General features: G+C 63.0%; 20 protein-coding genes and 4 pseudogenes. 7 read left to right on the top strand and 17 right to left on the bottom strand.

The window, feature by feature from the left end; all coding sequences use genetic code 11:
• Positions 1-851: 851 nt before the first annotated feature.
• Together X756_RS01000000165305 and X756_RS1000000169725 are read left to right on the top strand one after the other, a co-directional pair.
• Entirely contained in the window at positions 852-2057 is a 1206-nt protein-coding gene (locus X756_RS01000000165305; protein WP_348529818.1) for a family 1 glycosylhydrolase, read from the top strand.
• 453 nt (positions 2058-2510) lie between these two features.
• Positions 2511-2636 (top strand): annotated as a pseudogene (locus X756_RS1000000169725) (MucR family transcriptional regulator); the annotation flags it as partial.
• A gap of 172 nt (positions 2637-2808) precedes the next feature.
• Here X756_RS1000000169725 and X756_RS157705 read toward each other — a convergent pair.
• From X756_RS157705 to X756_RS157725, 8 genes and pseudogenes are all read right to left on the bottom strand, one after another.
• Positions 2809-3357 carry a hypothetical protein gene (locus tag X756_RS157705; protein ID WP_023667727.1) on the bottom strand — a complete coding sequence of 183 codons (549 nt, stop codon included), beginning with the start codon at positions 3355-3357 and terminating at the stop codon, positions 2809-2811.
• Between the two features lie 234 nt (positions 3358-3591).
• Positions 3592-3822 (bottom strand): annotated as a pseudogene (locus X756_RS1000000167180) (Arm DNA-binding domain-containing protein); the annotation flags it as partial.
• Between the two features lie 291 nt (positions 3823-4113).
• Positions 4114-4947 (bottom strand): annotated as a pseudogene (gene guaA, locus X756_RS0133825) (glutamine-hydrolyzing GMP synthase); the annotation flags it as partial.
• Positions 4948-4990: 43 nt separating this feature from the next.
• Positions 4991-5782 (bottom strand): annotated as a pseudogene (gene guaA, locus X756_RS0133820) (glutamine-hydrolyzing GMP synthase); the annotation flags it as partial.
• Positions 5783-5837: 55 nt separating this feature from the next.
• Positions 5838-6503 (bottom strand): 5'-methylthioadenosine/S-adenosylhomocysteine nucleosidase, encoded by a 666-nt coding sequence (locus tag X756_RS157710; protein WP_031204112.1) that lies wholly within the window; start codon positions 6501-6503, stop codon positions 5838-5840.
• The gene (locus X756_RS157715) at positions 6503-6961 is read right to left on the bottom strand and encodes a PaaI family thioesterase (RefSeq protein ID WP_023686843.1); all 459 of its coding nucleotides are present in this window, start codon (positions 6959-6961) and stop codon (positions 6503-6505) included. Before X756_RS157715 ends, X756_RS157710 begins: the two co-directional genes overlap by 1 nt.
• Before the next feature lie 84 nt (positions 6962-7045).
• Positions 7046-7498 carry a TspO/MBR family protein gene (locus X756_RS157720; RefSeq protein WP_023729109.1) on the bottom strand — a complete coding sequence of 151 codons (453 nt, stop codon included), beginning with the start codon at positions 7496-7498 and terminating at the stop codon, positions 7046-7048.
• Between the two features lie 72 nt (positions 7499-7570).
• Positions 7571-8860: an RsmB/NOP family class I SAM-dependent RNA methyltransferase gene (locus tag X756_RS157725; RefSeq protein WP_023704462.1), complete on the bottom strand. Its 1290-nt coding sequence runs from the start codon at positions 8858-8860 to the stop codon at positions 7571-7573.
• 319 nt (positions 8861-9179) lie between these two features.
• On the opposite strand from X756_RS157725, the gene X756_RS157730 reads away from it, so the two are divergent.
• Complete coding sequence (locus X756_RS157730) at positions 9180-9857, top strand: MIP family channel protein (protein ID WP_023681822.1); 678 nt, start codon at positions 9180-9182, stop codon at positions 9855-9857.
• A 64-nt stretch (positions 9858-9921) separates the two neighbouring features.
• Here X756_RS157730 and katG read toward each other — a convergent pair whose 3' ends face one another.
• Positions 9922-12117, bottom strand: coding sequence for a catalase/peroxidase HPI (gene katG / locus X756_RS157735; RefSeq protein WP_023729108.1), 2196 nt, complete (start codon positions 12115-12117; stop codon positions 9922-9924).
• Positions 12118-12257: 140 nt separating this feature from the next.
• On the opposite strand from katG, the gene X756_RS157740 reads away from it, so the two are divergent.
• Positions 12258-13166, top strand: a complete 909-nt coding sequence (locus tag X756_RS157740; RefSeq protein WP_023729107.1) for a hydrogen peroxide-inducible genes activator — start codon at positions 12258-12260, stop codon at positions 13164-13166.
• A 106-nt stretch (positions 13167-13272) separates the two neighbouring features.
• Here the strand turns inward: X756_RS157740 and X756_RS157745 are convergent, their stop codons facing one another.
• The 5 genes from X756_RS157745 to hisS all read right to left on the bottom strand — a co-directional run bounded on the left by X756_RS157745 (position 13273) and on the right by hisS (position 19994).
• Positions 13273-14376, bottom strand: a complete 1104-nt coding sequence (locus X756_RS157745) for a calcium:proton antiporter (protein ID WP_023729106.1) — start codon at positions 14374-14376, stop codon at positions 13273-13275.
• A gap of 95 nt (positions 14377-14471) precedes the next feature.
• Complete coding sequence (locus tag X756_RS157750) at positions 14472-16232, bottom strand: AMP-binding protein (RefSeq protein ID WP_023729105.1); 1761 nt, start codon at positions 16230-16232, stop codon at positions 14472-14474.
• 231 nt (positions 16233-16463) lie between these two features.
• A complete protein-coding gene (gene hisG, locus X756_RS157755; RefSeq protein ID WP_023667716.1) occupies positions 16464-17165 on the bottom strand; it encodes an ATP phosphoribosyltransferase in 702 nt (233 codons plus the stop codon).
• Positions 17162-18280 carry an ATP phosphoribosyltransferase regulatory subunit gene (locus tag X756_RS157760; protein WP_023729104.1) on the bottom strand — a complete coding sequence of 373 codons (1119 nt, stop codon included), beginning with the start codon at positions 18278-18280 and terminating at the stop codon, positions 17162-17164. The genes hisG and X756_RS157760 overlap by 4 nt, the downstream gene beginning before the upstream one ends.
• Before the next feature lie 178 nt (positions 18281-18458).
• Positions 18459-19994, bottom strand: a complete 1536-nt coding sequence (gene hisS, locus X756_RS157770) for a histidine--tRNA ligase (RefSeq protein ID WP_023729103.1) — start codon at positions 19992-19994, stop codon at positions 18459-18461.
• Between the two features lie 203 nt (positions 19995-20197).
• Here hisS and X756_RS157775 point away from each other — a divergent pair, with 203 nt between their 5' ends.
• Positions 20198-20440 carry a hypothetical protein gene (locus X756_RS157775; protein WP_023681830.1) on the top strand — a complete coding sequence of 81 codons (243 nt, stop codon included), beginning with the start codon at positions 20198-20200 and terminating at the stop codon, positions 20438-20440.
• 126 nt (positions 20441-20566) lie between these two features.
• On the opposite strand, the gene X756_RS157780 is transcribed toward X756_RS157775, so the two are convergent.
• Positions 20567-21205: a DNA-3-methyladenine glycosylase I gene (locus X756_RS157780; RefSeq protein ID WP_023704470.1), complete on the bottom strand. Its 639-nt coding sequence runs from the start codon at positions 21203-21205 to the stop codon at positions 20567-20569.
• A gap of 209 nt (positions 21206-21414) precedes the next feature.
• On the opposite strand from X756_RS157780, the gene X756_RS157785 reads away from it, so the two are divergent.
• A complete protein-coding gene (locus tag X756_RS157785) occupies positions 21415-22158 on the top strand; it encodes a L,D-transpeptidase (RefSeq protein ID WP_023686831.1) in 744 nt (247 codons plus the stop codon).
• Between the two features lie 271 nt (positions 22159-22429).
• Complete coding sequence (locus X756_RS157790) at positions 22430-23350, top strand: bifunctional 5,10-methylenetetrahydrofolate dehydrogenase/5,10-methenyltetrahydrofolate cyclohydrolase (protein ID WP_023670547.1); 921 nt, start codon at positions 22430-22432, stop codon at positions 23348-23350.
• Between the two features lie 4 nt (positions 23351-23354).
• Here X756_RS157790 and glcF read toward each other — a convergent pair whose 3' ends face one another.
• Both glcF and glcE read right to left on the bottom strand, forming a co-directional pair.
• Positions 23355-24680: a glycolate oxidase subunit GlcF gene (gene glcF, locus X756_RS157795; protein WP_023729102.1), complete on the bottom strand. Its 1326-nt coding sequence runs from the start codon at positions 24678-24680 to the stop codon at positions 23355-23357.
• Positions 24681-24684: 4 nt separating this feature from the next.
• The gene (gene glcE, locus X756_RS157800) at positions 24685-25896 is read right to left on the bottom strand and encodes a glycolate oxidase subunit GlcE (protein ID WP_023729101.1); all 1212 of its coding nucleotides are present in this window, start codon (positions 25894-25896) and stop codon (positions 24685-24687) included.
• Between the last annotated feature and the right edge of the window lie 7 nt (positions 25897-25903).

Genomic DNA, 25903 nt, shown 5'->3' with positions numbered 1-25903 from the left:
ATTGAACTCCGGTTAATTCGTTCTATGACCGAACTTATTATTCGGAACTGGACCTGTCAATGTATGTTCGCGAGCGGCCGTTTTTGCGCACGCGAACATTGATCCGGAGGCAGGATTCAGGCGCGTTGCTGCCGTTCGGCAGAAGATAAATGCGGTCAGGGAGTGGCTGGATCAGCTTCTTGAATCAATTGGGCGAACAGCTTCGTAGCGCATTGACAAATAACGATCATGTTAGTCTCTGAGGGTCACTGTTTTCTACAGGAGATCAATACAGCGGATGGTTCGCCGGTCCATATCTCTCGTATTCTCTCGTATGGGTCTGTCGAACCAAAGGACGATGAACGAGACTAACTATTGGCTTCGAATATTGGAGATGTACCGCGGGTCTGCCTCCCAGTGAATGGCTCAAATGGGGCCGGCAGCGGAACGTCCGCTTGCAGTTTGCAAACGTGGATAGCTACCATACCGCTTTCACTTGCAAAGGCGCGTTTGACGCCAACTGGTCTGGCCCGAAGCCGACATCTCCGTCCAGCATAGTCCGACCATGTTCGGCGCAAGCTGCTCGCTTGAACCGTGGGATAGAATTCCGCCAATTTCAGGCACGTGGTTGTCAGGCGCCTACCGAACTTGACAAGCAGTCTTGCAGGAACTGCGTCGAGCACTGAACGTTTGACCAAGCGCGGGCATCTCCGCCTTGGCTAAGGACCATCAATGTTCACGTTCATGTTTGCCACCGGCATCGAGAACAGCACCCCCACCATTCGACAAGGCCGGGAGCGCGTCGACGAAATGGAAAATGCCGCTTCTACGAACGATGGCGCACCGACTTCGAACTGGTCCAGGATCTCGGGGTGCATTTCCTCCGCTACGGACCTCCCATCCACAAAACGTGGCTGGGTGATGGACGTTATGATTGGGCATTCGCCGATGAGACCTTCGCGGACCTGAAGGCGAAAGACATTCTTCCGATCGTCGACCTTTGCCATTTTGGCGTGCCGGACTGGGTTGGCAACTTCCAAAACCCGGACTTTCCGACACTATTCGAGCACTACGCCAGGGATTTCGCGATGCGCTATCCGTGGATCCAGCTCTTCACCCCAATAAATGAGATGTTCATCTGCGCCACCTTTTCGGCTCGCTGGGGATGGTGGAACGAACAACTGAGCAGCGACACTGCTTTCGTCACCGCCCTCAAGCACATCGTGAAGGCGAACGTGCTTGCCATGCGGGCGATCCTCGAGGTGCGGCCGGACGCCATCTTCATACAGAGCGAATCCTCGGAATACTTCCACGCCGATTCTCCCGAGGCGGTCGGCAGAGCGGAACGGTTCAACAGCGAGCGTTTCCTGTCGCTTGATCTCAACTACGGTCATGACGTCGACGCGCACACCTATCGCTATCTTCTCGAAAACGGGATGACGGCCGAAGAATACAGTTTCTTCCTGGAGAGCCATCTGCGCAGGCATTGCGTGATGGGCACCGACTATTACCAGACCAACGAACATCGGGTTTGGGCAGACGGAACGACGTCCGGGTCCGGCGAGGTGTTTGGCTATGACGAGATCACGCGGCAGTACTTCAACCGCTACCGGCTTCCCGTAATGCATACGGAGACCAACATCAGCGAAGGCCCCAATGGAGACGAGGCCGTCTATTGGCTGTGGAAAGAGTGGGCCAACGTGCTGCGGATCCGCAACGATGGCATCCCCATCGTAGGCTTCACCTGGTACTCGCTGACGGATCAGGTGGACTGGGACAGTGCGCTTCGGGAGAACAACGGACGGATGAATCCGCTCGGCCTCTATGACCTCGACCGAAATCCGAGGGCGGTGGGGCGCGCTTTCAAGGCGCTGATCGCGAACTGGAACAAGCTGTTGGCCACACAAAGTGTCTGCCTTGCTTTGCCGGTCTTTCTTCCCTCACAGCAAGACGATGCCATTGTTCGCGCGCAACAGGATTATGCGCGCAGCCTGCTGAGCGTGGATCGGGTCGCTGAAGGCTGGACTGAACCACTTGCTGCTCCCCAGAAAGCGGTCGAACCCGATGCGCCTGGATAACAAGACTGCATTGTAACCGGTGCTGCAAGCGGCATTGGACTGGCCATCGCCATGCGGTTGGGCACCGAAGGTGCACGGGTGAGCCGACGTGGGTTGAGGCAAGGTCGAGAAGGCGCGCATCGGTTCGACAAGGGGCGCGCCGGGGAGGCCGCTATCACGGTGCTGTCGACTTGCGCTCACGCGTTCGGCAGGTTGGTGATAATCGTCAACAACGCGCCGGCCTGATAATCTTTAACCATTGAGGCATTCACTAGAGCGGGCTGGCTGAAGGTGCTGAGCGTCGACCTGCTGGGAGCAATTTATTTCGCCGGAAAGGCATTCGCTCATATGACATCTGGGGGCGTCATCGTAAAATATATTGAGTGTGCGCGGTCGAGACGAGCTCCGCATGTCGAGCTATACGCCGCGGCAAAGGCCACCCTCCTGTCTCTAACCGAGACCCGACGCAGTTCGCACCTTGGCCGACTGGGCATGAATCCGGACGATTACCGAACCAAATGGAACCTGCCTCGCAATTACCCGATGGTGGCACCCAACTATTCGGGAAGCGTTCCGCATATCGCCTCTAACACCCAGTAGCGGACAGCTCTCGCCTGAGGCGTCAGTCGTCGTTGAAGCGCTCCGGCATCGCATTCGAGGCCAAGGCTGGTGCACAAGGATCATGACATCGAATTCCACTCTTTACAGGAACAAGTGCCTTTCCTCGGGATTAGGATTCGACGCCGCAACGGCGTCGAACCCCAAAGGAGACTCACATGAAACGTAAGATTTTGACAGCTACAGCGATCTCTCTCTGTCTCGCCACCGCGGCCTTGGCGCAGTCGTCGGGAACATCCAGCGGCACGAACGGAACGTCCGGCTCATCGGCCGGGTCCAGTATGAGCTCTACGTCCGGCTCCGGCCAAAGCGGTATCCCGAGCGGCTGGGACAGCAAGCTCTCCGGCTCATTCTTCAGCGACGCCAATTCGGGAAGACTTCTGTCGCAGGATGAGATCCGCAAGAACTGGTCGTCCCTGAGCTCTGAACAGCAGGCACAGGTTCGCTCCGACTGCTCGAGGATGACGGCCAGTAACGGCACTGGCTCTGGCACAATGACCGGCACGTCAGGTAGCTCGGCTTCGACCGGCAGTGATACAACGGCGAGTATCGGCACCGGCTCTGGCACAGCCACCGGCACTTCAGGCAGCTCTGGTTCGACCGGCAGTAACACCACGGCCAGCAACAGCACTGGTTCGGGTACAACCACCGGCACGTCGGGATCCTCGAATACAGCTGGCGATACGACCGCCAGCACCAGCACGGGTTCGGGCGCGAACTCGGCTGCTCAAATGGCTTCGATGCGGCAACTCTGCACTCAGGTTCAAGGGATGTGAGTGAATGCGGCGCTCCGGGCCGGCTTGGCCGGAATAAGAAGAGGCCTTGAAGGCCCGGGCATCGCTTTGGTTTGGTAGCCATTTCGGCGCTGAAGTCGGCCGGAGACCGGGGTGACAACTCGGCGCTTGTCGCGCTGCTTTTCTATCGCCGGCGACCGTCACTCGCCAATAGCGCGCTTCGCGTCGAGACACTTCTCCCGGCTGAGGCAAGCGAGATTCCGTCCCGTCCATACCTGCCAAGATAGACCGTCTCGCGGCCTCCGTTGAGCCTGTAATCCAGCCGAAAGGAGATCGCGCCACTAGGCATGACGCGAACATACATGCCGTCACGGTCCGCAATCTTGTAGATTTCTCTTTTGGTTCAGGGCTTTAAGGGCGACGTCCGTCAGCATTCCCCGGTGCCTCCTGAAAAGTACCGTCAGTACAATTTCGAGGCTCTTCGGCAGAACATTCGTTTTATCTCCAGTGCCTTAAGGCATCAAAAAACACCGTCAGAGCCTCATTGGATCTGACGGTACTTCGAAAAATCTGAGCTAGCAATTTGCGGAAGGTCCGTCAGCCGGTCCGTCAAATCCAATCTCCGCACCGATTGTCGCTGATTGTCTCCGAATGGATTTATACGTGTTATCAAATGGTTGTGGCGTACAATGGCGTGTTTTCGGCGGCGTTTGAGTGGGCCTGAATCACTCCCACTCGATGGTGCCTGGCGGCTTTGACGTCACGTCGTAGACGACGCGGTTGATGCCGCGGACTTCGTTGATGATGCGGGTGGCCGCCGCGCCGAGGAAAGCCATGTCGTAGTGGTAGAAGTCGGCGGTCATGCCGTCGACGGACGTCACGGCGCGCAGGGCGCAGACGAATTCGTAGGTGCGGCCGTCGCCCATCACACCGACGGTCTGCACCGGAAGCAGCACGGCGAAAGCCTGCCAGATGGCGTCGTAGAGGCCGGCCTTGCGGATCTCGTCGAGATAGATGGCGTCGGCCTCGCGCAGGATTTCGAGCTTTTCGCGGGTGATACCGCCGGGGCAGCGGATGGCAAGGCCTGGTCCGGGGAACGGATGGCGGCCAATAAAACTTTCGGGCAGGCCGAGTTCCTTGCCCAGTGCCCTCACCTCGTCCTTGAATAGTTCGCGCAGCGGCTCGACCAACTGCATGTTCATGCGCGCCGGCAGGCCGCCGACATTATGGTGCGACTTGATGGTCACCGACGGGCCGCCGGTGAAGGAGACGCTCTCGATGACGTCGGGATAGAGCGTGCCTTGCGCCAGGAAATCGGCGCCGCCGAGTTTCTTGGCCTCTTCCTCGAACACTTCGATGAACAGCCGGCCGATGGTCTTGCGCTTCTTCTCGGGGTCGGACTCGCCTTCCAGCGCCGAGATGAATTTTTCCGACGCGTCGACCAGGATCAGCGGCAGATTGTAGTGCTGGCGGAACATCGCCACCACGCCGGCGGCCTCGTCCTTGCGCATAAGGCCATGGTCGACAAGAATGCAGGTCAGCTGGTCGCCTACCGCTTCGTNCCTTGCCCGCTCCCTTGGCGGCGAGCAGCGCGCCGGCGGCCTCGTCCTTGCGCATAAGGCCATGGTCGACAAGAATGCAGGTCAGCTGGTCGCCTACCGCTTCGTGGATCAGCAAGGCAGCGACCGATGAATCCACGCCGCCCGACAGCGCGCAGATCACCTTGCCCTTGCCGACCTGTTTGCGAATTGTCTCGACCGCGTGCTCACGATAGGCGCGCATCGTCCAGTCGCCTTCGATGCCGGCGATGATGTGCACGAAGTTTCTCAGCAGCCTGGCGCCATCCGGCGTATGCACAACTTCCGGGTGGAACATGATGCCGTACATCTTGCGCGCGACATTGCCGAAAATGGCGAAGGGCGAGCCTTCCGACTTGCCGAAGACCTCGAACCCCTTGGGCAGCGAGATGACGCGGTCGCCATGACTCATCCACACCTGGTGACGCTGGCCGGGCGCCCACAGGCCTTCGAACAGCGGGCTGTCCTTTTCGATCTCGACGAAGGCGCGGCCGAATTCGCGATGGTTCGAGCTTTCGGCGACGCCGCCCATCTGCACGCACATGGCCATCTGGCCGTAGCAGATGCCGAGCACCGGCACGCCGGCATCGAAGACGATCTGGGGCGCGCGTGGGCTGCCGATGTCCGATGTCGAGGCGGGACCGCCCGACAGGATCACGGCTTTCGGATTGATGCGCTTGAAGGCAGCTTCGGCCGATTGGAACGGCACGATCTCGGAAAACACGCCAGCCTCGCGGATGCGGCGGGCGATGAGCTGCGTAAACTGGCTGCCGAAATCGACAATCAGGACTGTATCGGGATGATTGGCTGTCGTCATGGCGAGCCTTTAGAGAAAGAAACGAGTCGGCGCAATGGGGTGCGTAGCCCGACTTTCAGAGCGCTGCCGGCTCTTGCCCAGGCTGCTCCTTGTGTAGCGTGCCGGAGCCGATGGCCTGTTCGAGGCGCACGACCGCATCCGCCAGCTTCTCGTCGATGACATGCAGATATTCGGTCCAGTCGCCAACGTGGCGCAGATCGGCTGCACCGTCTGAAATGCCGCGCAGGCCGATAAGCGGGACATCGAACAACTGGCAGGCGCGCAGGCAGGCGAAGGTTTCCATGTCGACCATGTCGGCGGCGATGGCGTCATAGGCGGCACCGGTGATGATGGCGCCGCCGGTCGACAGGCTGGCTTCTTTAATGCCCGGAATCCTGAATGATAGCGGGAGGGTCACCGGCAGGTCGAGGAACGGCGTCGCGCCTTTTTCGAAGCCTAGCGGCGAAGCGTCGATGTCGCGATAGCTGACCGAGACCGCCTGGTAGATTTCCGTCTGCTCCAGTGTGCGGCTGCCGGCGGAGCCGAGCGAGACGACGAGATCGGGCAGCGTCTTCTCAGACTTCAGCCATGATAGTTCGGCGCCGAGCCGCACACCTGCCTCTACCGGGCCGACGCCCGTCATCAGCGGCGTGAACAGTTTTTGCAGATGCGGACCGTACTCGGCCTGCGCCGCCATGACGAAGAGGACGTCCTTGCCACCAATTCGCGTAATTTTGGCCATCAGCCTGCTATCCCGTCACGGCCAACCACCGTCATCATCGTGCCGGTCATGGTCGCGATCAGCTTGGCCTCGCCATCGGCGGCAAAGGCGTAGGCCTGGCCGTCGGCGACGATGATGGTGCGGCCGGGCTTGGTCACCGAGCCGCGGAACAGGAAGCGTTCGCCCCGGCCGGGCGCCAGGAGATTGACCTTGAACTCGATGGTCAGCACGCCGGAATTTTCCGGCATCAGCGAGAACGCGGCGTAGCCGCAAGCCGAGTCCAGTGCGGTCGAAATCACGCCGGCATGCAGGAAACCATGCTGCTGCGTGAGTGCGGCCGAATAGGGCATTTCGATCTCGATGATGCCCGGCGTCACAAGCGTCAGTTCGGCGCCGATGGTCGCCATCGCCTGCTGGCGCGCGAACGACGCCCTGACGCGGTCCTCATAATCGGGTGCGGGTACGATCTTTGCTGCCATGGCCATCGCCCTGATTTATCTGCAAAGCTTATCGCAGACGCCTGAACGCCACGCAAATGCTTTTGCTGCACTGCAGCAAAGCACTCAGTTCAACAGGAGCAGCGACGCGTTGAGCAAGGTGGCGAAGGCTACCCACGCGGCATAGGGCGCAAACAGCCAGCCGGAAACCCGGTCGCGGTTCCACACCGTGGCTATGAACAGCGCAATGCTGGCGAGAAGAGCCAGGATCACGACCAGTGCCGGCCCCATCTGTTTGGCGCCGAAGAAAGTCGGCGACCACGCGAAGTTCAGAACAAGCTGGAGGGCCCAGATCTTCATCGCGGCGGCTGCTCGTTCCCGCTCCCATGTCCGCCAGCCGGCCACGGCGATCAGCACATAGAGGAGCGTCCAGGCCGGCGCGAAGACCCAGTTGGGCGGGTTGAAGGGCGGCTTGGCGAGCGAGGCATACCATTCACCCGGCAGCGTGACATAGCCGATCAACAGGCCGCCGCCGAGCACCAGAAGGAGGAAAAGCAGAAGCGACACATATCTTTGCAAGAATTCTACCCCGTCTGGCGGCCGACGCCGCGCATCTGCAACTGGCGCTATGTCAGCCTGTCAATCGCAGCGTCAATTCGCCCGACGCAGCGCACAGAAATGGAACCCGTCGGTGCCGCTCAGAGCCGGCGACAGCGAGATATCGCTTGTCTTGCCGATCCGGGCGGCCGCTGCGTGACCGGGGAAGCTGGCATCCCAGAGCGCGCGATGATCGACCGGAACGAAGCCCTTGTGCCGTTCGCGAAAGGCGGCGACCTGCTCGCCATTCTCCTCGTCGAACACCGAACAGGTGATGTAGACCAGCAGGCCGCCCGGTTTGACATAGGCATTCGCCGCATCGAGGATCGCCGACTGCTCGCCCTTGCGGGCATCGAGCTGTCTTTGCGTCAGCCGCCATTTGGCGTCTGGACGGCGCCGCCAGGTGCCGCTGCCGGTGCAGGGCGCATCGACCAGCACAATGTCCATGTGGCCTGCGAGGGGGCTGAGCTCAGCCGGCTTGGTGACAACCTGGACGTTGCGGTTTTCCGAACGGCGGATGCGGTCGAAGATCGGCGCCAGCCGCGCCTTTTCGGCATCATGGGCGAAGACCTGACCTTTGTTGGCCATCGCCGCAGATAGCGCCAGCGTCTTGCCGCCGGCGCCGGCGCAGAAATCGAGCACCTGCATCCCGGCTTGCGCGCCGGCAAGGGTTGCAACGATCTGCGAACCCTCGTCCTGAACCTCGAACCAGCCCTTTTGGAAAGCCGGCTCGGCCTGTACGTTGGGGTGCCGGCCGTCGCCGTCGATGGGCGGGATGCGAATGCCTTGCGGCGCAATAGCAGCTGCCTTGGCGCCGGTGTCGGCGAGTTCCGCCAGCACTTTGGCGCGGTCGGACTGCAGCGTGTTGACCCTGATGTCGAGCGGCGGGCGGGTCGCCAAAGCCGCCCCTTCCGCAACCCAGTCTGCGCCAAAGGCTCGTTCGAACAACGGCGCGCACCAGTCGGGTACGTCCGCCCGCACTGCCTCCGGCGCGTCTTCAGGCCGGCGCTCGGCCAGCGCCTGCAACTCGGCGGCGCTGAGCAACGGTGGCGCGAACTTGTCGCCCTCGAGCGCATCGTTGAGCGACTGCGGCGTCTGGCCCCATTCGATGAGCAGCGCGCCGAAGCCGATGGCGCGGGGCGTGTCTTCACCCAAAAGCCAGCCGGCGGAACGTTTGTGGCGCAGCGCGTCGTAGACGATGTTGCCGATCGCCGCGCGGTCGCCGCCGCCCGCAAAGCGATGCGACAGGCCCCAATCTTTCAGCGCATCGGCCACCGGCCGGTGGCGCCGGCCAATGTCGTCCAGCACTTCAATGGCTGCCGCCAGCCGTCCGCCCAGTCGCATTCGTCATTCCATCTATCGAGCACAGTATCTTTCGGCCTGCTCTTAGAGCGTTTCGCGTCGAGATTGAACCCCGCTTGAATTTCGCGGCGACGAGGCCTTCCGCTCGCGGCCGACGATTTTCCCCGCCGGCAAATGTCTGCACGCCGGCGATAACAAATCTCAAATATATGCAAGGTCTCTAATGTTGGTAACTGGCCGCCGTAAGCACGATCTGTGGCGCAATTGCTCTGCTTTCCAAGCTTTTGCGTTGGGAATACTCTTTGCGCCATGATTCGCGGCGCGGAAAAGCGGACCGACGGATCGATACGAGGAGAGGGCAATGAAAACGTATCTTGCGGAAGTTCTAGGGACATTTCTATTGGTGTTTATCGGCACGGCGTCGGTGGCGACGGGTGGCTTTCTCGCCGACTTGCCGCTGGGCCAGGAAGCCATCGGCCTGGCGTTCGGCATCGGCCTGATTGCGGCGGCTTACGCGGTGGGTCCCATCTCAGGCGCACATCTCAACCCGGCCGTCACGCTCGGCGTCTTCCTTGCCGGCCGGCTGCCGGCCAAGGATGTCATTCCTTACTGGATCGCGCAGATCATCGGCGCCATTCTGGCCTCGCTGGCGCTGTGGATCATCGTCTCCGGCCAGACCGGCGGGCACACCACCGGTTTCGGCGCCAATGGCTGGGACGTGGCGAAATGGGGGACGAGTTCGGCCTTCCTATGGGAGCTGATCGGCACCTTCACCTTCGTCACCGTCATCCTTGGCGTCACCGCCGAGAAGCACTCGACGGCGTTCGCCGGCCTGGTCATCGGCCTGACGCTGGCCGGACTGCACTTCGCAATGATCCCGGTGACCGGCACCTCGCTCAATCCGGCGCGTTCGATCGGCCCGGCGCTGTTTACCGGCGGCGCAGCCCTCAGCCAGCTCTGGCTGTTCATCGTTGCGCCGCTGATCGGCGGCGCAATCGCTGGCGTCGTCGCCAAGGCACGCATCTTCGAAAAGGACTGATTTCGAAGCCTGCGAAAACGAAGGGCGCGGGCCTCGGCCCGCGCCCTTCGTTTGGGAGGTTGTATCAGGCAGCGATGTCGAAACGGTCGGCGTTCATCACCTTGGTCCACGCCTTGACGAAATCGCCAACGAAATTCTGCCCGGCATCCGCCGACCCGTAGACCTCGGCCAGCGCGCGCAGCTGCGCATGCGAGCCGAAGATCAGGTCGGCGCGTGTGGCGGTCCACCTGACTGCCCTGGTCTTGCGGTCGCGTGCTTCATAGACCTCATGCGAGCCCGGCTCGGAGGCCGGATCCCAGATGGTGCTCATCGAGAGCAGGTTGACGAAGAAGTCGTTCGTCAGCGTGCCCGGCCTGTCGGTCAACACACCATGCTTCGAGCCGCCGGTGTTGGCGCCGAGCACGCGCAGGCCACCAACCAGCACCGTCATCTCCGGCGCCGTCAGGTTGAGCAGTTGCGCCCGGTCGACCAGCATGGCTTCGACCGACATCGGCGGTTTGCCCCTGACATAGTTGCGGAAGCCGTCAATTTTCGGCTCGAGCGCCGCAAAGGAATGGACGTCGGTCTGCGCCTGCGAGGCGTCGGTGCGGCCGGGCGTGAAGGGAACCTTCACCGCATTGCCGCCATCCTGCGCCGCTTTCTCGACCGCGGCGACGCCGCCGAGCACGATGAGGTCGGCCAGCGAGACCTTCTTGCCGCCTGCGTTGAACTCGTTCTGGATGGCTTCGAGCTTCGCCAGCACGGTGGCCAGTTCGACAGGCTGGTTGACCTCCCAGTCCTTCTGCGGCGCCAGACGAATGCGCGCGCCATTGGCGCCGCCGCGCTTGTCGGAGTTGCGGAAGGTAGAGGCCGAGGCCCAGGCGGTCGAGACCAATTGCGAAACGCTGAGGCCCGAAGCCAGGATCTTGGCCTTCAGCAATGCGATATCCTGGTCGCTGACCAGCTCATGGTCGACGGCCGGAACCGGATCCTGCCAGATCAGCTCTTCCTTCGGCACCAGCGGGCCGAGATACCGCACGACCGGCCCCATGTCGCGATGGGTGAGCTTGTACCAGGCACGGGCGAAGGCATCGGCGAACTGCTCCGGATGCTCGTGGAAGCGGCGCGAGATCTTCTCATAGGCCGGGTCGGCCCGCAGCGCGAGGTCGGTGGTCAGCATTGCCGGCGCATGACGCTTCGAGGGATTGTGCGCGTCCGGCACCGTAACCGCGCCAGAGCCGCCCTTCGGCGTCCACTGATGGGCCCCGGCCGGGCTCTTGGTCAACTCCCATTCGAAGTTGAAGAGATTGTCGAAGAAGTTGTTGCTCCACTGGGTCGGCGTCGTCGTCCAGGTAACTTCGAGGCCGGACGTGATCGCATCGCCGGCAATGCCGGTGGCATGCTTGCTCGACCAGCCGAGGCCCTGCGCCTCGATGCCCGCGCCTTCCGGCTCGGCGCCGACAAGTGCTGCATCACCGGCCCCATGGGTCTTGCCGAATGTGTGGCCGCCGGCGATCAGCGCCACGGTTTCCTCATCGTTCATTGCCATGCGCGCGAAGGTCTCGCGGATGTCGCGGGCCGAGGCCAGCGGATCCGGCTTGCCGTTCGGCCCTTCCGGGTTGACGTAGATCAGGCCCATCTGCACCGCGCCGAGATGGCCGTGCAGCTCACGGTCGCCGGAATAGCGCTTGTCGTCGAGCCACTTGGTTTCCGAACCCCAGTCGACATCCTGCTCGGGCTCCCAGACATCGGCGCGGCCACCGGCAAAGCCAAAGGTCTTGAAGCCCATCGATTCCAGCGCGACGTTGCCGGTGAGAATCAACAGGTCGGCCCAGGAGATCTTGCGGCCGTATTTCTGCTTGACCGGCCACAGCAGCCGGCGCGCCTTGTCGAGATTGGCGTTGTCCGGCCAGCTGTTCAGCGGCGCGAAACGCTGCTGGCCCGCACCGGCGCCACCCCGGCCGTCGCCGATGCGATAGGTGCCGGCGCTGTGCCAGGCCATGCGGATGAACAGCGGCCCGTAATGGCCGAAATCGGCCGGCCACCAATCCTGCGAATCCGTCATCACCTTGTGCAAATCCTCGATCACCGCGTCGAGGTCGAGCGTCTTGAACTCCGCGGCGTAGTCGAAAGCTTCGCCCATCGGGTCCGAAAGGCTCGACTGCCGGTGGAGAACGCCGATGTCGAGCTGGTTCGGCCACCAGTCGCGGTTGGTCCTGGCGGAGGTTCCATGCGCGACCGGGCATTTGCCGGCGCTGTTGTCGTCGGTCATCGCGTCCATCTTGGCCTCCGAATTGCTGATTTATGTGTTGTTTTTTCCGGGCCGGCCGGGAGCCGCGCCATTCTGGAATGGTTCCAGACTAAGCCGTCTCTTCGATAAAAACAAATTGCCTTTCCTGTTTGTTGCGATAGGCTTTCCTTATGATTGGCTTGACCGTGCGGCAGATGCAATATTTCGAGGCTTTGGCGCAAACGCTGCATTTCGGCCGCGCCGCAAAACTCGCCGGCGTCAGCCAGCCGGCGCTGTCCGCGCAGATCGCCGAGATGGAGCAAAGGCTGAACTGCCGGCTGTTCGAGCGCGGCGGCAAGACGGTGCGGATGACGGAAGAGGCGCAAGCGCTGCTGCCACGCATCGAGCGCATCCTGCGCGACATCAGTGATGTCGAGACGACGGCCCGGCGCGGCCGCCCGGCCATGGAAGGCCGCTTCCGGCTGGGCATCATCCCGACCGTGGCGCCTTATCTTTTGCCGCATGTGCTCCCGGAGCTGAAGCGGCATTTTCCGTCCCTGCAACTCGAACTGCGCGAAGCAGTGACGGCATCACTGGTCGAGTACACGGCAACCGGACGGCTCGACGCCTTCATCGCCGCGCTGCCGCTCGAGCAGCCGGGCCTGGTCACCGAGGAACTGTTCGCCGACCGCTTCTTCCTCGCCGTGCCAGCCGGAGATCCAGCCTTCGCCTCGCCACCCGTGCCACCGGAAAGCCCGGCGCTGGAGCGGTTGATGCTTTTGGAGGAAGGCCACTGCCTGCGCGAACAGGCGCTGGCCCTGTGCGGCAGCGTGCGTCCCGTAGCGATGGCAAGCTACGGCGCCACCAGCCTGACGACGCTGCTGCAGATGGTGGCGCATGGTCTCGGCGTCACGCTCATCCCCGAAATGGCGGCAAGGCCGGCCAGCGCCATGCCGGACCTCAAGATCGTGCCGTTCCAGGAGCCAATGCCGCAACGCACGATCTGCCTCGCCTGGCGCCGCAACAAGGTGCGGCATGATGAGTGCGTCGAGTTGGCGAAGATCATTCGCGGGCTGGATGGGGTGGTGATGTGGGTGTGAGTCGTTCGGGTCTTAGATGGCGCCTTGGGAACCCCGAAAAGAACTCAAATCAGGCGCGTTCGAGAATACCCGCCTTGACGGCTGGTCGCCAGATCGCACCAAAGCCTCAAGGGATAAATACCAGAAATACATACGCGAAAAATACCACGGCATGGACGATTCCGGTCAGGAAGGTCGTCCTTTCGTTGCTAAAGCTTACGCCGCATATGAAAAGCGCTAAAACCAAAAGTACTGCGTCAGCTTCCGGGAGCCCCAGGGTCAACCCTCGTCCCGTAAGCAGGCTGGCTGCTGCGACCGCAGGTATTGTCAAACCAATCGTGGCGCAAGCCGAACCCATTGCGACATTCAGGCCGCGCTGCAGCTCATTGTTGAGTGAAGCGCGAACCGCCGAAATGGCTTCCGGCATCAAAACCAGACCCGCGATCATTGCCCCCACAATGCTGTCAGCCTGGGTCACCTGGTAAGCAACAAGCGCATCTTCAACACTTGCGGCGACCTGCTCGGCGAGCATGACAATTCCGATCAGTCCGATTACCAGGAGCAGAGCGCTGGAAGAGATGCTTTTGTGAGGGGCGGTTCGCGCCGAAAGGTCGTGTGCCAGTCCTTCGATGAAATCGTCCCGATGCCGGACTGTCTGCGCGAACACAAAGCTTGCATAGAGCAGCACGGAAAGAACGCTTACCAGGCCAAGCTGAGCTGCCGAAAATGTGCCGGGATCGGTGGTCCGCGTGTAGGTCGGCAGGATAAGCGTCATGACGGTCAGTGCGGCCAGAACCGCCAGATATGCGCTGGTCCCTTGCCGGACAATTGCCTGCTTGCGATGCCGCCAGCCGCCAAACGTGAGACACATTCCGACAACGCCGGTGGAGGCAATCATCACTGTCGAGAAGACGGATTCACGTGCAAGCGTGGGGTTGTTCTCTCCATGCAGCATCATGGAAACGATAATCGACACTTCGATTGCCGTCACGGCAAAAGTCAGCACCAATGTGCCGTAAGGCTCCCCCACACGGTGGGCCACCGCCTCGGCGTGATCGAGCACCACGAAAATAGTGATGAACATGATCGCACTCGAGAGCGCTCCGACGAGAATCCTGACGCTCGGCGAACCTTCGTCCACCGGTAGCCCGCTGACTCTGACCGCAACGGCCAGTGCCAGCGCGGCCAAAGGCATCGCATAGGAAGTCGCTGATCGTGCGAAACCATTCATTCAAGCCCCAATGCGTTCGGCGAACCTTGCGGAAGCCTGTCGAGCACCCCAATGTCGTTTCGAAGCGGGCGATCCCGTCCCCCGGCGTTCAACCCTCAAGCCGTCTTCTGCACCACCAGCCCCAGTTCCTCCACCATCGCCTCGCGCATCAGAAACTTCTGCGGTTTTCCCGTCACCGTCATGGGCAGTTCGGTGCGGAAGCGGATGTAGCGGGGGATTTTGTAGTGGGCGATCTGGCCGGCGCAGAAGTTCTTGATCTCCTGCTCGGTCGCGATCTGGTTGGGCTTCAGCACGATCCAGGCGCACAGCTCCTCGCCATATTTGGCGTCGGGAATACCGAACACCTGCACCTCCTTGACCTGGGGATGGCGATAGAGAAATTCCTCGACCTCTCTGGGATAGACGTTTTCGCCGCCGCGGATGACCATGTCCTTGACCCGGCCGACGATGTTGCAATAGCCCTCGGCGTCGATCGTGGCGAGGTCGCCGGTGTGCATCCAGCCATCGCTGTCGATCGCCTCGCGGGTCTTTTCCGCATCGTCCCAATAACCCTTCATCACGGAATAGCCGCGGGTGCACAGCTCGCCCGGCGCGCCGACCGCGACGGTGGCGCCGTCGGCGTCGATGGCCTTGACCTCGACATGCGGATGGATGCGGCCGACGGTGGAGACGCGCTTTTCCAGCGGGTCGTCGACACTGCTCTGAAAGGAGACGGGACTGGTCTCGGTCATGCCGTAGGCGATGGTCACCTCTTCCATATGCATCAGCGACACCACCTTCTTCATCACCTCGATCGGGCATGGCGAGCCCGCCATGATGCCGGTGCGCAGGCTGGAGAGATCGAAGCTGGTGAAGTCGGCGTGGTCGAGCATGGCGACGAACATGGTCGGCACGCCGTAGAGGCCGGTGCAGCGTTCCTGCGCCACCGCCTTCAGCGTCGCGCCGGCGTCAAAACCCTCGCCAGGAAACACCATGGTCGCGGCCTTGGTGACGCAGCCCATCGTGCCCATCGACATGCCGAAGCAGTGGTAGAGCGGCACCGGGATGCAGAGCCGGTCGTCGACGGTGAGCTTGATCGCAGCGGTGACGAAATTGCCATTGTTGACGATGTTGGTGTGGGTCAGCGTCGCGCCCTTGGGCGCGCCCGTCGTGCCTGATGTGAACTGGATGTTGATGGCCTCGCCCGGCTTCTGCCCTTCGGAGATGCGGTCGAGGCTGTCATGCTCGTCGCGGCCGGCCATCGACAGCACATCGGCGAAATTGAACATGCCGGGCGAGTTGTCGTCGCCCATGCGAATGACGATCTTCAGCGTCGGCAATTTCTGCGCCTTGAGCTTGCCGGGGGTGGCGTTGGCGAGCTCCGGCGCCAGCGTCTCGATCATGCCGAGATAGTCGGAGGTCTTGAAACTGGCGGCGGTGACCAGCGCCTTGCAGCCGACCTTGTTGAGGGCATATTCCAGCTCCGTCAGCCGGTAGGCCGGGTTGATGTTGACCAGGATCAGGCCGATGCGAGCGGTGGCGAATTGGGTGACCAGCCATTCCCAGCGGTTGGGCGACCAGATGCCGACACGGTCGCCTTTTTCGAGGCCGAGCGCCAGGAAGCCGGCGGCGAGCGTATCGACCGTGTCCGACAATTCGCTCCAGGTGAAGCGCTTGTCCTGTCCGACGAAGACGGCAGCATCCTGCGTGGCGTATCTGCCGACCGTGTCGGAGAAAAGCTGAGGGATCGTCTTGTCGAGCAGCGGCACCGAACGGTCGCCCGACACATGTGCCCGGCCGTCGAGCGGAGCGATGAACGCCCTGCCGCGCCCGCGCAGATTGGTGGCGTTCTTGAGCTCGTCGAGATTAATCGCCATCGCCGTTTCCTCCCGATGAGTGAGCCTAGCAGCCTGATGGGGTGGTGGAAAGTACAGGCGGTTCCCCTCCCCCTCGAGGGGAGGGTGCCTCGCGAAGCGAGGCGGGTGGGGTCCTCGGCGAAGTGCTCGACTTCCTTGGTCACGGTCGACCCGGCTTGGGTGGTCTCGCGTCGAGCACTGCCGGAGCGACCCCACCCGTCCATCCGCCTTTGGCGGCTGTCCACCCTCCCCTCAAGGGGGAGGGAGCGCGCTCATCTTCGCGGCTATTTCCCGCACTAGCGCCTCATCCGCAGCAGCACGATCTTTCCTGGCAGCCACGAGGCATGCCTGCGACTTCAGCACAACCCCATCGGCCAGCACCTTGAGATGGTTGGCGCGCAGGGTCGAGCCGGTGGTGGTGATGTCGACGATGACGTCGGCGAGGCCTGCCGCCGGTGCGCCTTCGGTGGCCCCGAGGCTTTCGACGATGCGGTAGACCTGGATGCCGTGCTTTTGCGAGAAGAACTGCTGCGTGAGCCGCCAGTATTTGGTTGCGATCCTCAGTCGCCTGCCGTGGCGCTGGCGGAAATCGGCGGCGACATCGTCGAGATCGGCCATAGTATCGACGTCGAGCCAGATGCCGGGCACGGCGACTACGACATCGGCATGGCCGAAGCCGAGGCGCGCGACGATCTCGGCGCGCGCCTCCCAGTCGGCGAGGTTTTCGCGCAACAGGTCCTCGCCGGTAATGCCGAGGTCGACCGAGCCTTGGCCGATCTCGCCGGCAATTTCGGACGCCGACAGAAACGCCACCTCGATACCTTCGGCATTGTCGATGCGGGCGCGGTACTGGCGCTCGTCACCGGGCAGACTGACGGCAAGCCCGGCTCTGGCCAGAACCTCCAGCGCCTGCTCCTTGAGCCGGCCTTTCGACGGGATCGCCAGCGTGATCATTTGGGCTCCCCCCGCAGCGCTTCGATGCGGTCGAGCCAGACGGAAAAGCCGACGCCGGGGATCGGCGTCTTGGCGCCGAGCAGCGTGAGCAGCCGGTCGTAACGGCCGCCGCCGGCCAACGGCCGCTCGCCGTTCTCAGCCGCGATCTCGAAGACGATGCCGGTGTAATAATCCAGCGGACGGCCAAAGGCGGCGTCGTAGCGGATTGTCCTGGTCGGCAGGCCATGCGCCTCGATGGCCTTGGCGCGGGCGGCGAATTTTTCCAGCGCCGCGCCCAGTGAAAGGCCCGCAGAGGCGGCGAAGCTTTCGAGCGCAGCACTGGCGCCGTCGAGCGGCACGTCGATGGCCAGAAAATCCCTGAGCGCCGCAAAGGCCTCGTTCGACAGCCGCACGCTGCGCAGCTCGGCCTTTTCGATCAGCCGCCGGGCAATGTCAGCCGGGGCGCGTCCGCCGGATGCCAAAAGGTCGGCCTCTTCCATGCCGCCGGCGATGTGGGCGGAAAGCGCTTCGAGATCGCCATCGAGCACAAGGGCGGCGACATCGCCGTCGAGCTGGCCGTTGCGTGGCGGGTTGGCGAGATCGGCCAGCGCTGCCTGCAGCATCGGCGCGGAGCCGAACGCGCGCGCCAGCCGCATGCGCCAGCCGCGCGGCAGGCCAAGGGCTGCCAGCACCGCCTCGAAGATGGTCTGGTCGCCGAGCGTGATCGCAAGGGTCTGACCCGGCAGCACTAACTGCAGCAGCGCATGCGCATCGGCCAGCGAACGGGCGTCGGCCTCGGCCGTATCGCGGTCGCCGAGATCCTCGATACCGGCCTGGAAAAACTCGTTGCCGCCCTCGCGGCGCTGGCGAAACACTTCGCCAAGGTAGGAATAGCGCCGCGGCGTGCCGGCCTGCGACGCGATGTGGTCGAGGCAGACGGGAATGGTGAATTCGGGCCGCAGGCAAAGCGTCTTGCCGGTCTCGCTCTCGGTGAGAAAGATGCGGCGGCGCAGGTCCTCGCCGGCCATGTCGAGGAACGGATCGGCCGGCTGCAGCACGGCGACCTCCACTGCATGGGTGTTGCGGGTGGCGAAGAGGTTGGTGATTTCGGATGAGATGGCGGGACGGGAGGTCATGAAGCGCAGCCTTCCCTTCTCCCCCTGTGGGAGAAGGTGTCGCCGAAGGCGACGGATGAGGGGTGTTCCAGCGGAGTGAGGCGTTGGAGTTCCCTGGAACACCCCTCATCCGTCTCGGCGCTCCGCGCCGATCCACCTTCTCCCACAAGGAGAGAAGGGAAGAACAGCGCGGCGCTCATCATTTCGCCCTCTCCTCGACCTGCGCCGCCAAAATCTTCTTCACCTCGGCGACCAGCTCGCTCTCCGCCACAGTCACCTGCGCCGGCCTTGCGGCGCGCCATTCGGCGTTGTCGGTGATCTCGGCTGACATGCGCGCGCCCTCGATCAGGTCCTTGATCTGCAGCTCGCCCTTGGCGCGCTCGTCGCCGCCCTGGATGACGGCCACCGGGCTGCCACGACGGTCGGCATATTTCAGCTGCGCCTTCATGCCGGCGCCGCCGAGATACATTTCGGAACGGATGCCAGCGGCGCGCAGTTCGGCCACCATCTTCTGGTAACGGCCGAGGCTTGTCGTGTCCTTGTCCATCACCAGCACGACGACCGGGGCGATGACATCGGTGCTGTCCAGCTTGCCAAGGTTCTTCAGCGCCGTCATCAGGCGGGAGACCCCGATGGAAAAGCCGGTCGCCGGCACCGGCTCACCACGGAAGCGCGAGACCAGGCCATCGTAGCGACCACCGCCGCCGACAGAGCCGAAGCGCACGATCTGGCCATCCTCGTTGGGGATTTCGGCCAGCAGCTCGGCCTCGAAGACCGGGCCGGTGTAGTATTCGAGCCCACGGACGACGGACCGGTCGATCAAGATCCTCTTTGCGTCGTAGCCCGCTGCTCTGACGAGCGCTTCAATTTCGCGAAGTTCAGACACTCCAGCAGAGGCAGTTGCATTGTCAGCATGTGCCTTTTCAAGGCTTTGAAGCCTGATCTTGTTCACGCCGACGACATCACGTGCGTTCGGATCTCCAGGCAGAACCCTACCCAAGACAAATGCAATCGACTCGTCGTCGAGCCCTGCGCCCTTGGCAAAGTCGCCCTCGCCTTCCTTGCCGCCATCCCAGCGCCCTGGTCCAAGCAGAAGCTTCACGCCTTCCGGCCCGAGCTTGTCCAGCTTGTCGATGGCGCGCAGCACGGTCAGCCGGCGGCCGGCATTGTTGTCACCGCCAAGGCCGATCGCTTCCAGCACGCCATCGAGCACCTTGCGATTGTTGACGCGGATGACGTAGTCGCCGCGCTTGATGCCGAGCGCTTCCATCACGTCGGCCATCATCATCGCCATTTCAGCATCAGCCGCGACGCCCGGTGTGCCGATGGTGTCAGCGTCGAACTGCATGAACTGGCGGAAGCGGCCGGGGCCGGGCTTTTCGTTGCGGAACACCCAGCCGGAGCGGTAGCTGCGATAGGGCTTCGGCAGTCGCTCAAAATTCTCGGCGACATAACGCGCCGTCGGCGCGGTCAGGTCGTAGCGCAACGACAGCCACTGCTCGTCATCGTCCTGGAAAGAAAATACGCCCTCATTAGGCCGGTCCTGGTCGGGCAGGAATTTGCCCAGCGCATCGGTGTATTCGATCAGCGGCTGGTCGGCCGGCTCGAAACCATAGAGCTCATAGACCGAGCGGATCGTCGCCATCATCTTCTCGACGGCGCGGATGTCTTCCGCACTGCGGTCGGCAAAGCCGCGCGGCAGCCGCGCTTTCGTCTTTTCCGATTTGTCGGCCATGGGATGGGTCTTTTCGCTTAGTAATCGATGACTTGTTTGGAGTGGGCGTGTCCTAACCGAAGCGGCTTTGTGCGGCAAGGGTTTGCGCTTTTTCCTTCTCCTCCGAAACAAAACGCACCAAAAGGAAACAATTCCGCCATCGGCGCGGCATCGTGCCGACACAATCAGAGCCGATAAGCGCGCCGAAACAAAGGGTTGGGGCCATGACTGCGGCACACAAGTTCGACATCAGAGACGACGGCTTGCATGAAGTCCGGCTGCGGCCGGCCGAGAGCCGTGCGCAGGTGACGGCGAGCCTCGGTCCGTTTGAGGTCACCGCCGACGAGCGCAAGGGTTCCACCATGCGCGAGGCGCTGATGACCGGATTGCTGGTGATTTATCCGGCCTTTGCGGCACTGGCGGCGATTGTGGCGGGATTGTTCCTGACTGGCGCCAGCGGGACGTGAGTTCCTTACCCTCCCCTTGTGGGGAGGGTCGACGCGTAGCGTCGGGGTGGGGGTGCGGCGCCAAGATACCCCCACCCGCGCCTTCGGCGCGACCTCTCCACAAGGGGGAGGTAGGGGGACAGCGCCCTACTTCGGCCTCTTAAAGGCCTTGCGTTCCTTCTCCACCTGCTCCCGGCAAACACACCCCTCGAGATGGTCGTTGACCAGACCCATCGCTTGCATGAAGGCATAGACCGTCGTCGGTCCGACAAAGCTCCAGCCGCGCTTTTTCAACTCCTTCGAAATCCTGATAGAGACCGCTGTCGTCGGGTTGGCCCGCAGGTGGGCGAGGTCGACGATCTCCGGCCGCTCCTCCGGCCCCGGCTCGAACTTCCAGAACCAGGCGGCCAGCGAGCCGAATTCATCCACCATTTCGCGCGCGCGTTTGGCGTTGTTGATGGTCGAGACGATCTTGCCGCGGTGGCGGATGATGCCGACATTGGCGACCAGGCGCTCGACATCCTCGTCGGTGAAGGCAGCGACCTTGTCGAAGTCGAAACCGGCGAAGGCCTCGCGGAAATTCTCGCGCTTGCGCAGAATGGTCAGCCAGGACAGGCCGGACTGAAAGCCTTCCAGGCAGATTTTTTCGAACAGCCTGCGGTCGTCGGCGACCGGCCGGCCCCATTCATGGTCGTGGTAGTGCAGATAGTCCGGCAGATTGCCGTGCCAGAAGCAGCGCGTGATCCCGTCGGAGCCGGTAAGCAGTCCGGTGTTGTCTTGCGCCATGGCCAATCCATCCGTTAACGCGCTTTCGCGCTGCATTTACCGCGGCTTTACCAGATTCCTGAACCCGGCGGTAACCACACCAAAAGGTTTACTGACAAAGCGGCATTTTACGCATTCCGATTCATGTTTCGGTTGCCGCTTCGCGCCAAGGATCGCGCAACCGGGGGCAAGTTCCGCCTCCGTCCGTTCGACGATCAAGGTGCGTTCCGATGAAGATCTTTTTGCGTTCCGTGCTCGGCGCCGTGGCCATTCTGGCCGCCGGCGTCACCTCCTCTGCCGCCAACGACCGCTATGCCGACAGGCCGCCGGTGATGGTGAGCCCCGACCTTTCCGCACCCTGGGTGCTGCAGCTTGGCCGGGCGCCCGGCATCGTGCGGCAGAGCCGACAGGTGGTCCAGCAGCCGCGACTTCGCTATGCGCAGCCGGCGCGACCCGATCGGGTGCGCACTGCTTCCGTGCAGGCGCCGGCCAAGCGCGTGGTGATGCGGCCGCAGATCAATCCGCTCTACCTGCCGCAGGAAGTCGCCTATGACGGCCCGCAGAAGCCGGGCACGATCGTCATCGATACGACGCAGAATTTCCTCTTCCTGGTCGAGAAGAACGGCAAGGCGCGGCGCTATGGCGTCGGCACCGGCAAGCCTGGCTTCGAATGGTCTGGCACGCACAAGATCACCAACAAGCGCGTCTGGCCGGACTGGCGCCCGCCAGCGGAGATGATCAAGCGCGAGGCCGCCAAGGGCCGCTACCTCCCGACCTATCTGGCCGGCGGCGAGGAAAACCCGCTTGGCGCCCGCGCGCTCTATCTCGGCACGACGGAATACCGCATCCACGGCACCAACCAGCCATGGACCATCGGCGGCTCGGTGTCTTCCGGCTGCATCCGCATGCGCAACGAGGACGTGGTTGACCTTTACGAGAGGGTCAATGTTGGAACGACCGTGGTCGTGATATAATCGGCTACCGAATCATCTGGTCCAGAAGGTTAGACCTTCAGGATCGGGAAGAGTTTACGGGGGACGGGCCGTGTGGGGATGCGGCCAGTCAGGAAAGGGCAGCCCGGGAAACCGCGCTGCCCTTTCTCTTTGCGGCTATAGCTGAGCCAGGCTGCGCCAGAACGTCGCGCCAGGGGGATGACAGTTCGCTTTCACGCTGCCTTGCCGCATTTCCCCTGCTATAGGGACGGCCAAACTCCCCTGCGCCAAACTCCGCTGCAAAGGTCCAGCCATGTCTCCGCCAGACGATAGCCGCTATCTCCGGGGCGGCCCGGTCGCCCAGCGCATCATGGCATCCGTGCGCGAGGATGCCGCCATCGCTACCGCCGAAGGTTTTCCGCCCAAGCTGGTGTCGATCACCGTCGGCGATACCGCTGCCGTAGATGTCTATGTGCGCAACCAGCGCGCCAAGGCCGCCCTTGCCGGCATCGGTTTCGAGGAGCGGCGGTTCCCCGCCGACATCAGCGCCGGCGAACTCGAGGCGGCGATCCACGGCCTGAACGCCGACCCGCGCGTCACCGGCATCATCATCCAGCGGCCGGTGCCGGCGCATATCCCGATCAAGACGCTGCAAGCGGCGGTGCACCCACTGAAGGACGTCGAGGGCATGCATCCGGCGTCGATCGGCAATATCGTCTACAATCAGCTCGACCTCGCGCCTTGCACGGCTGCGGCCTCGGTCGAGCTGCTCAAGGAAACCGGCCTCGACCTCAAGGGGCTCGAAGTCGTCGTCGTCGGCCATTCCGAGATCGTCGGCAAGCCGATTGCCTTCCTGCTGATGAGCGAAGGCGCAACGGTGACGGTGTGCCATCACATGACGCGCTCGGTGGCGGCACATGCGCGCCGCGCCGATGCGCTGTTCGTCGCCGTCGGCAAGCCGCGGCTGATCAAGGCCGACATGGTGAAGCCCGGTGCGGCCGTCATCGACATCGGCATTAATTCCGAGATCGGCCCGGACGGCACGAGCCGCATCGTCGGCGACGTCGACACCGAGAGCGTGAAGGAAGTCGCGTCCTGGATCACGCCGGTGCCGGGCGGCGTCGGCCCGATCACTGTGGCGATCCTCTTGCGCAACACAATGGTCGCGCTCAGCCGCCAGCGCGCGCGCTACCAGGCGACGTATGGCGTGGTGGACCGGCTGGCAGCGGAATAGCTGCTTACTCGGCGGCGACCAGGTTTCCTTCGGAGACGCCCTCCGGCTTCGGACCACCATAGGCCCAGTCGAGCAGCTTGATCGTGTGCACCACCGGCAGCTTTGCAGCCGAAGCGATCTGGGTGATGCAGCCGATATTGCCTGTGGCAACGATCTCCGCGCCGGTGGCCTCGATGTTTTTCACCTTTCGGTCGCGCAGCTTCTCCGAAATCTCCGGCTGCAGGATGTTGTAGGTGCCGGCCGAGCCGCAGCACAGATGGCCCTCGCGCGGCTCGCGCACGACGAAGCCGGCCTTGGCCAGCAACTCCTTCGGCTGGCGGGTGATCTTCTGGCCGTGCTGCATCGAACAGGCGGAGTGGTAGGCAACGACCGTGCCGGGCTTGCGCACCGGCTCCGGCAGGTCGAGGCTTGAGAGATATTCGGTGATGTCCCTGGCCAGCGCCGAGACCTTTGCAGCCTTGTCGGCATAGGCCGGATCGAGGCGCAGCATGAAGCCATAGTCCTTGATGGTGGTGCCGCAGCCGGACGCGGTGATGACGATGGCATCGAGCCCACCCTGGTCGATGGCGCGTGTCCAGGCATCGACATTCTGCTTCGCCGAGGCTAGTGCGGCTGCCTCGCGGCCCATATGATGGACCAGCGCGCCGCAGCAGGCCTCGCCCTCAGGCACCACGACCTCGATGCCGAGCCTGGTCAGCAATGCAATCGTCGTCTCGTTGATGGCGGGATCGAGCACCGATTGGGCGCAGCCAGTGAGGATGGCGACGCGGCCTTTCTTCGTCCCCTGCCCGGCATGGACGCCGGGAGAGGCCATCGGCGAGGCCGCCGGGATCGAGGCCGGCGCCAACTTCAGCATAGCACCGAGCGGCTTCAAGGCTGGGACCTTTTCGAACAGGCCGATGAACGGCTTGCCCAATCTCGCCAGCTTCAGCGCGGCGCGAAAGCGCGCGGGGTAAGGCAGCACTAGGGCCAGCAGGGCGCGGGTGAGCCGGTCGAGCAGCGGCCGCTTGTAAGTTTCCTCGATATGGGCGCGGGCATGGTCGACCAGATGCATGTAGTTGACGCCCGACGGGCAGGTCGTCATGCAGGCGAGGCAGGACAGGCAGCGGTCGATATGGGTGACGATCTCCTTGTCGGCGGGACGGCCGTTCTCCAGCATATCCTTGATCAGGTAGATGCGCCCGCGCGGTGAATCCAGCTCGTTGCCGAGTGTGACATAGGTCGGGCAGGTGGCGGTGCAGAAGCCGCAATGCACGCATTTGCGCAGGATCTTCTCCGATTCCGCGACATGCGGATCGGCGAGCTGGGCAAGGGAGAAATTGGTCTGCATCGCGTTAGCCCTGGGCCATGCGGCCGGGATTGAGGATGGCCTTGGGATCGAACTCGGTCTTGAGCCTAGCCGACAGGGCGGCCAGATGCGGCGCCTGTGGCTCGAACACCGGCACGGCGGCGCGATGCGAAGGGGTGGCGCGCACCAGCGTGGCGTGGCCGCCGCCAAGCTTTCTGATCAGCCCGCGCAGCAGGGCGGCCTCGGGATCGCCCTCCTCCATGCGCAGCCAGACCAGCCCGCCCTGCCAGTCGTAGAAGGCGCTGACACCGATCTGCATGCGCAGCGTCAGCACCATCTGATGGGCCTGAGACGGCGCCATGGAGACGCGCCAGACCGGCTTTTCGCTACGGTCGGCGAATGGCGTGCAGTCCCTTATGTCACGCCAGAGGGTATGCGATGTCTCACCTGCGATCTCCTGCAGCGGGCCGGCATTTTTCAGCAGGGTCTTCAGCGCCTCGATGCGATAGGCGACCGATGGGCCAAACCCTTCGACGCGCAGCAGCGTTGCAGCGTCGGTGCCTAGACTGCCCCCGGCAACGCGCGCGGCGATGCGTTCGGGCAGATGGGCCGCGCTCGACACTTCGGCGCTGGAGCCGAGCGCCAGCGCCATGGCGGCAGAGGCGGCATCGTCGAGCAAGCCGCGCACGGCAAGCGTCACCTCGATCTCGGCCGCCGGCAGCACCTTGAAGGTGACATCGGTGAATACAGCCAGCGTGCCCCAGCTGTTGGCCATCAGCTTCGACAGATCGTAGCCGGTAACATTCTTGACGACGCGGCCGCCTGATTTGAACGCTTCGCCACGACCGGCAACCGCGTTGATGCCAAGGATATGGTCGCGCGCGGCGCCCGCCTTCAGCCGGCGCGGGCCGGACAGGTTGGCGGCAAGCACGCCGCCGATCGTGCCTCTTCCCTTGATACCGCCGAACAATGGGCCGTAGTCCATCGGCTCGAAAGCAAGTTGCTGGCCGTTTTCGGCGAGCAGGCTTTCTATATCGGAAAGCGGTGTGCCGGCCTTCGCCGACAGCACCAGTTCGGCCGGCTCGTAGAGGGTGACGCCGGTGAGCTTCGAAAGATCGAGCGTGTGTTCGCTCTGCTGTGGCCGGCCGATGCCGCGCTTGGAGCCGTGGCCGATGATTTCCAAAGGTGACTCTTCCGCCGCCGCCCATTGGACGGTGGAGAGGATCTCGGCCGATGTGGTGGGGGTGAAGGTCGTCATGGCGAAG

The sequence above is a fragment of the Mesorhizobium sp. LNJC405B00 genome (assembly GCF_000502615.1).
Classification (GTDB): domain Bacteria; phylum Pseudomonadota; class Alphaproteobacteria; order Rhizobiales; family Rhizobiaceae; genus Mesorhizobium.
The sequence above is the reverse complement of the archived record's forward strand: the minus strand, read 5'-3'. Positions and strand labels throughout refer to the sequence as shown.

What these genes read in the sequence shown, in the direction of transcription:
- X756_RS157730 (WP_023681822.1), top strand. Translation starts at nt 9,180, where the DNA reads ATGAAAACGTATCTTGCGGAAGTTCTAGGGACATTTCTATTGGTGTTT.
- glcF (WP_023729102.1), bottom strand. Translation starts at nt 24,680, where the DNA reads ATGCAGACCAATTTCTCCCTTGCCCAGCTCGCCGATCCGCATGTCGCG.
- glcE (WP_023729101.1), bottom strand. Translation starts at nt 25,896, where the DNA reads ATGACGACCTTCACCCCCACCACATCGGCCGAGATCCTCTCCACCGTC.
- X756_RS157790 (WP_023670547.1), top strand. Translation starts at nt 22,430, where the DNA reads ATGTCTCCGCCAGACGATAGCCGCTATCTCCGGGGCGGCCCGGTCGCC.
- X756_RS157710 (WP_031204112.1), bottom strand. Translation starts at nt 6,503, where the DNA reads ATGGCCAAAATTACGCGAATTGGTGGCAAGGACGTCCTCTTCGTCATG.
- hisG (WP_023667716.1), bottom strand. Translation starts at nt 17,165, where the DNA reads ATGATCACGCTGGCGATCCCGTCGAAAGGCCGGCTCAAGGAGCAGGCG.
- X756_RS157745 (WP_023729106.1), bottom strand. Translation starts at nt 14,376, where the DNA reads ATGAATGGTTTCGCACGATCAGCGACTTCCTATGCGATGCCTTTGGCC.
- X756_RS157780 (WP_023704470.1), bottom strand. Translation starts at nt 21,205, where the DNA reads ATGGCGCAAGACAACACCGGACTGCTTACCGGCTCCGACGGGATCACG.
- X756_RS157725 (WP_023704462.1), bottom strand. Translation starts at nt 8,860, where the DNA reads ATGCGACTGGGCGGACGGCTGGCGGCAGCCATTGAAGTGCTGGACGAC.
- X756_RS157775 (WP_023681830.1), top strand. Translation starts at nt 20,198, where the DNA reads ATGACTGCGGCACACAAGTTCGACATCAGAGACGACGGCTTGCATGAA.
- katG (WP_023729108.1), bottom strand. Translation starts at nt 12,117, where the DNA reads ATGGACGCGATGACCGACGACAACAGCGCCGGCAAATGCCCGGTCGCG.
- X756_RS157760 (WP_023729104.1), bottom strand. Translation starts at nt 18,280, where the DNA reads ATGACCTCCCGTCCCGCCATCTCATCCGAAATCACCAACCTCTTCGCC.
- X756_RS157740 (WP_023729107.1), top strand. Translation starts at nt 12,258, where the DNA reads ATGATTGGCTTGACCGTGCGGCAGATGCAATATTTCGAGGCTTTGGCG.
- X756_RS157785 (WP_023686831.1), top strand. Translation starts at nt 21,415, where the DNA reads ATGAAGATCTTTTTGCGTTCCGTGCTCGGCGCCGTGGCCATTCTGGCC.
- X756_RS157715 (WP_023686843.1), bottom strand. Translation starts at nt 6,961, where the DNA reads ATGGCAGCAAAGATCGTACCCGCACCCGATTATGAGGACCGCGTCAGG.
- X756_RS157750 (WP_023729105.1), bottom strand. Translation starts at nt 16,232, where the DNA reads ATGGCGATTAATCTCGACGAGCTCAAGAACGCCACCAATCTGCGCGGG.
- hisS (WP_023729103.1), bottom strand. Translation starts at nt 19,994, where the DNA reads ATGGCCGACAAATCGGAAAAGACGAAAGCGCGGCTGCCGCGCGGCTTT.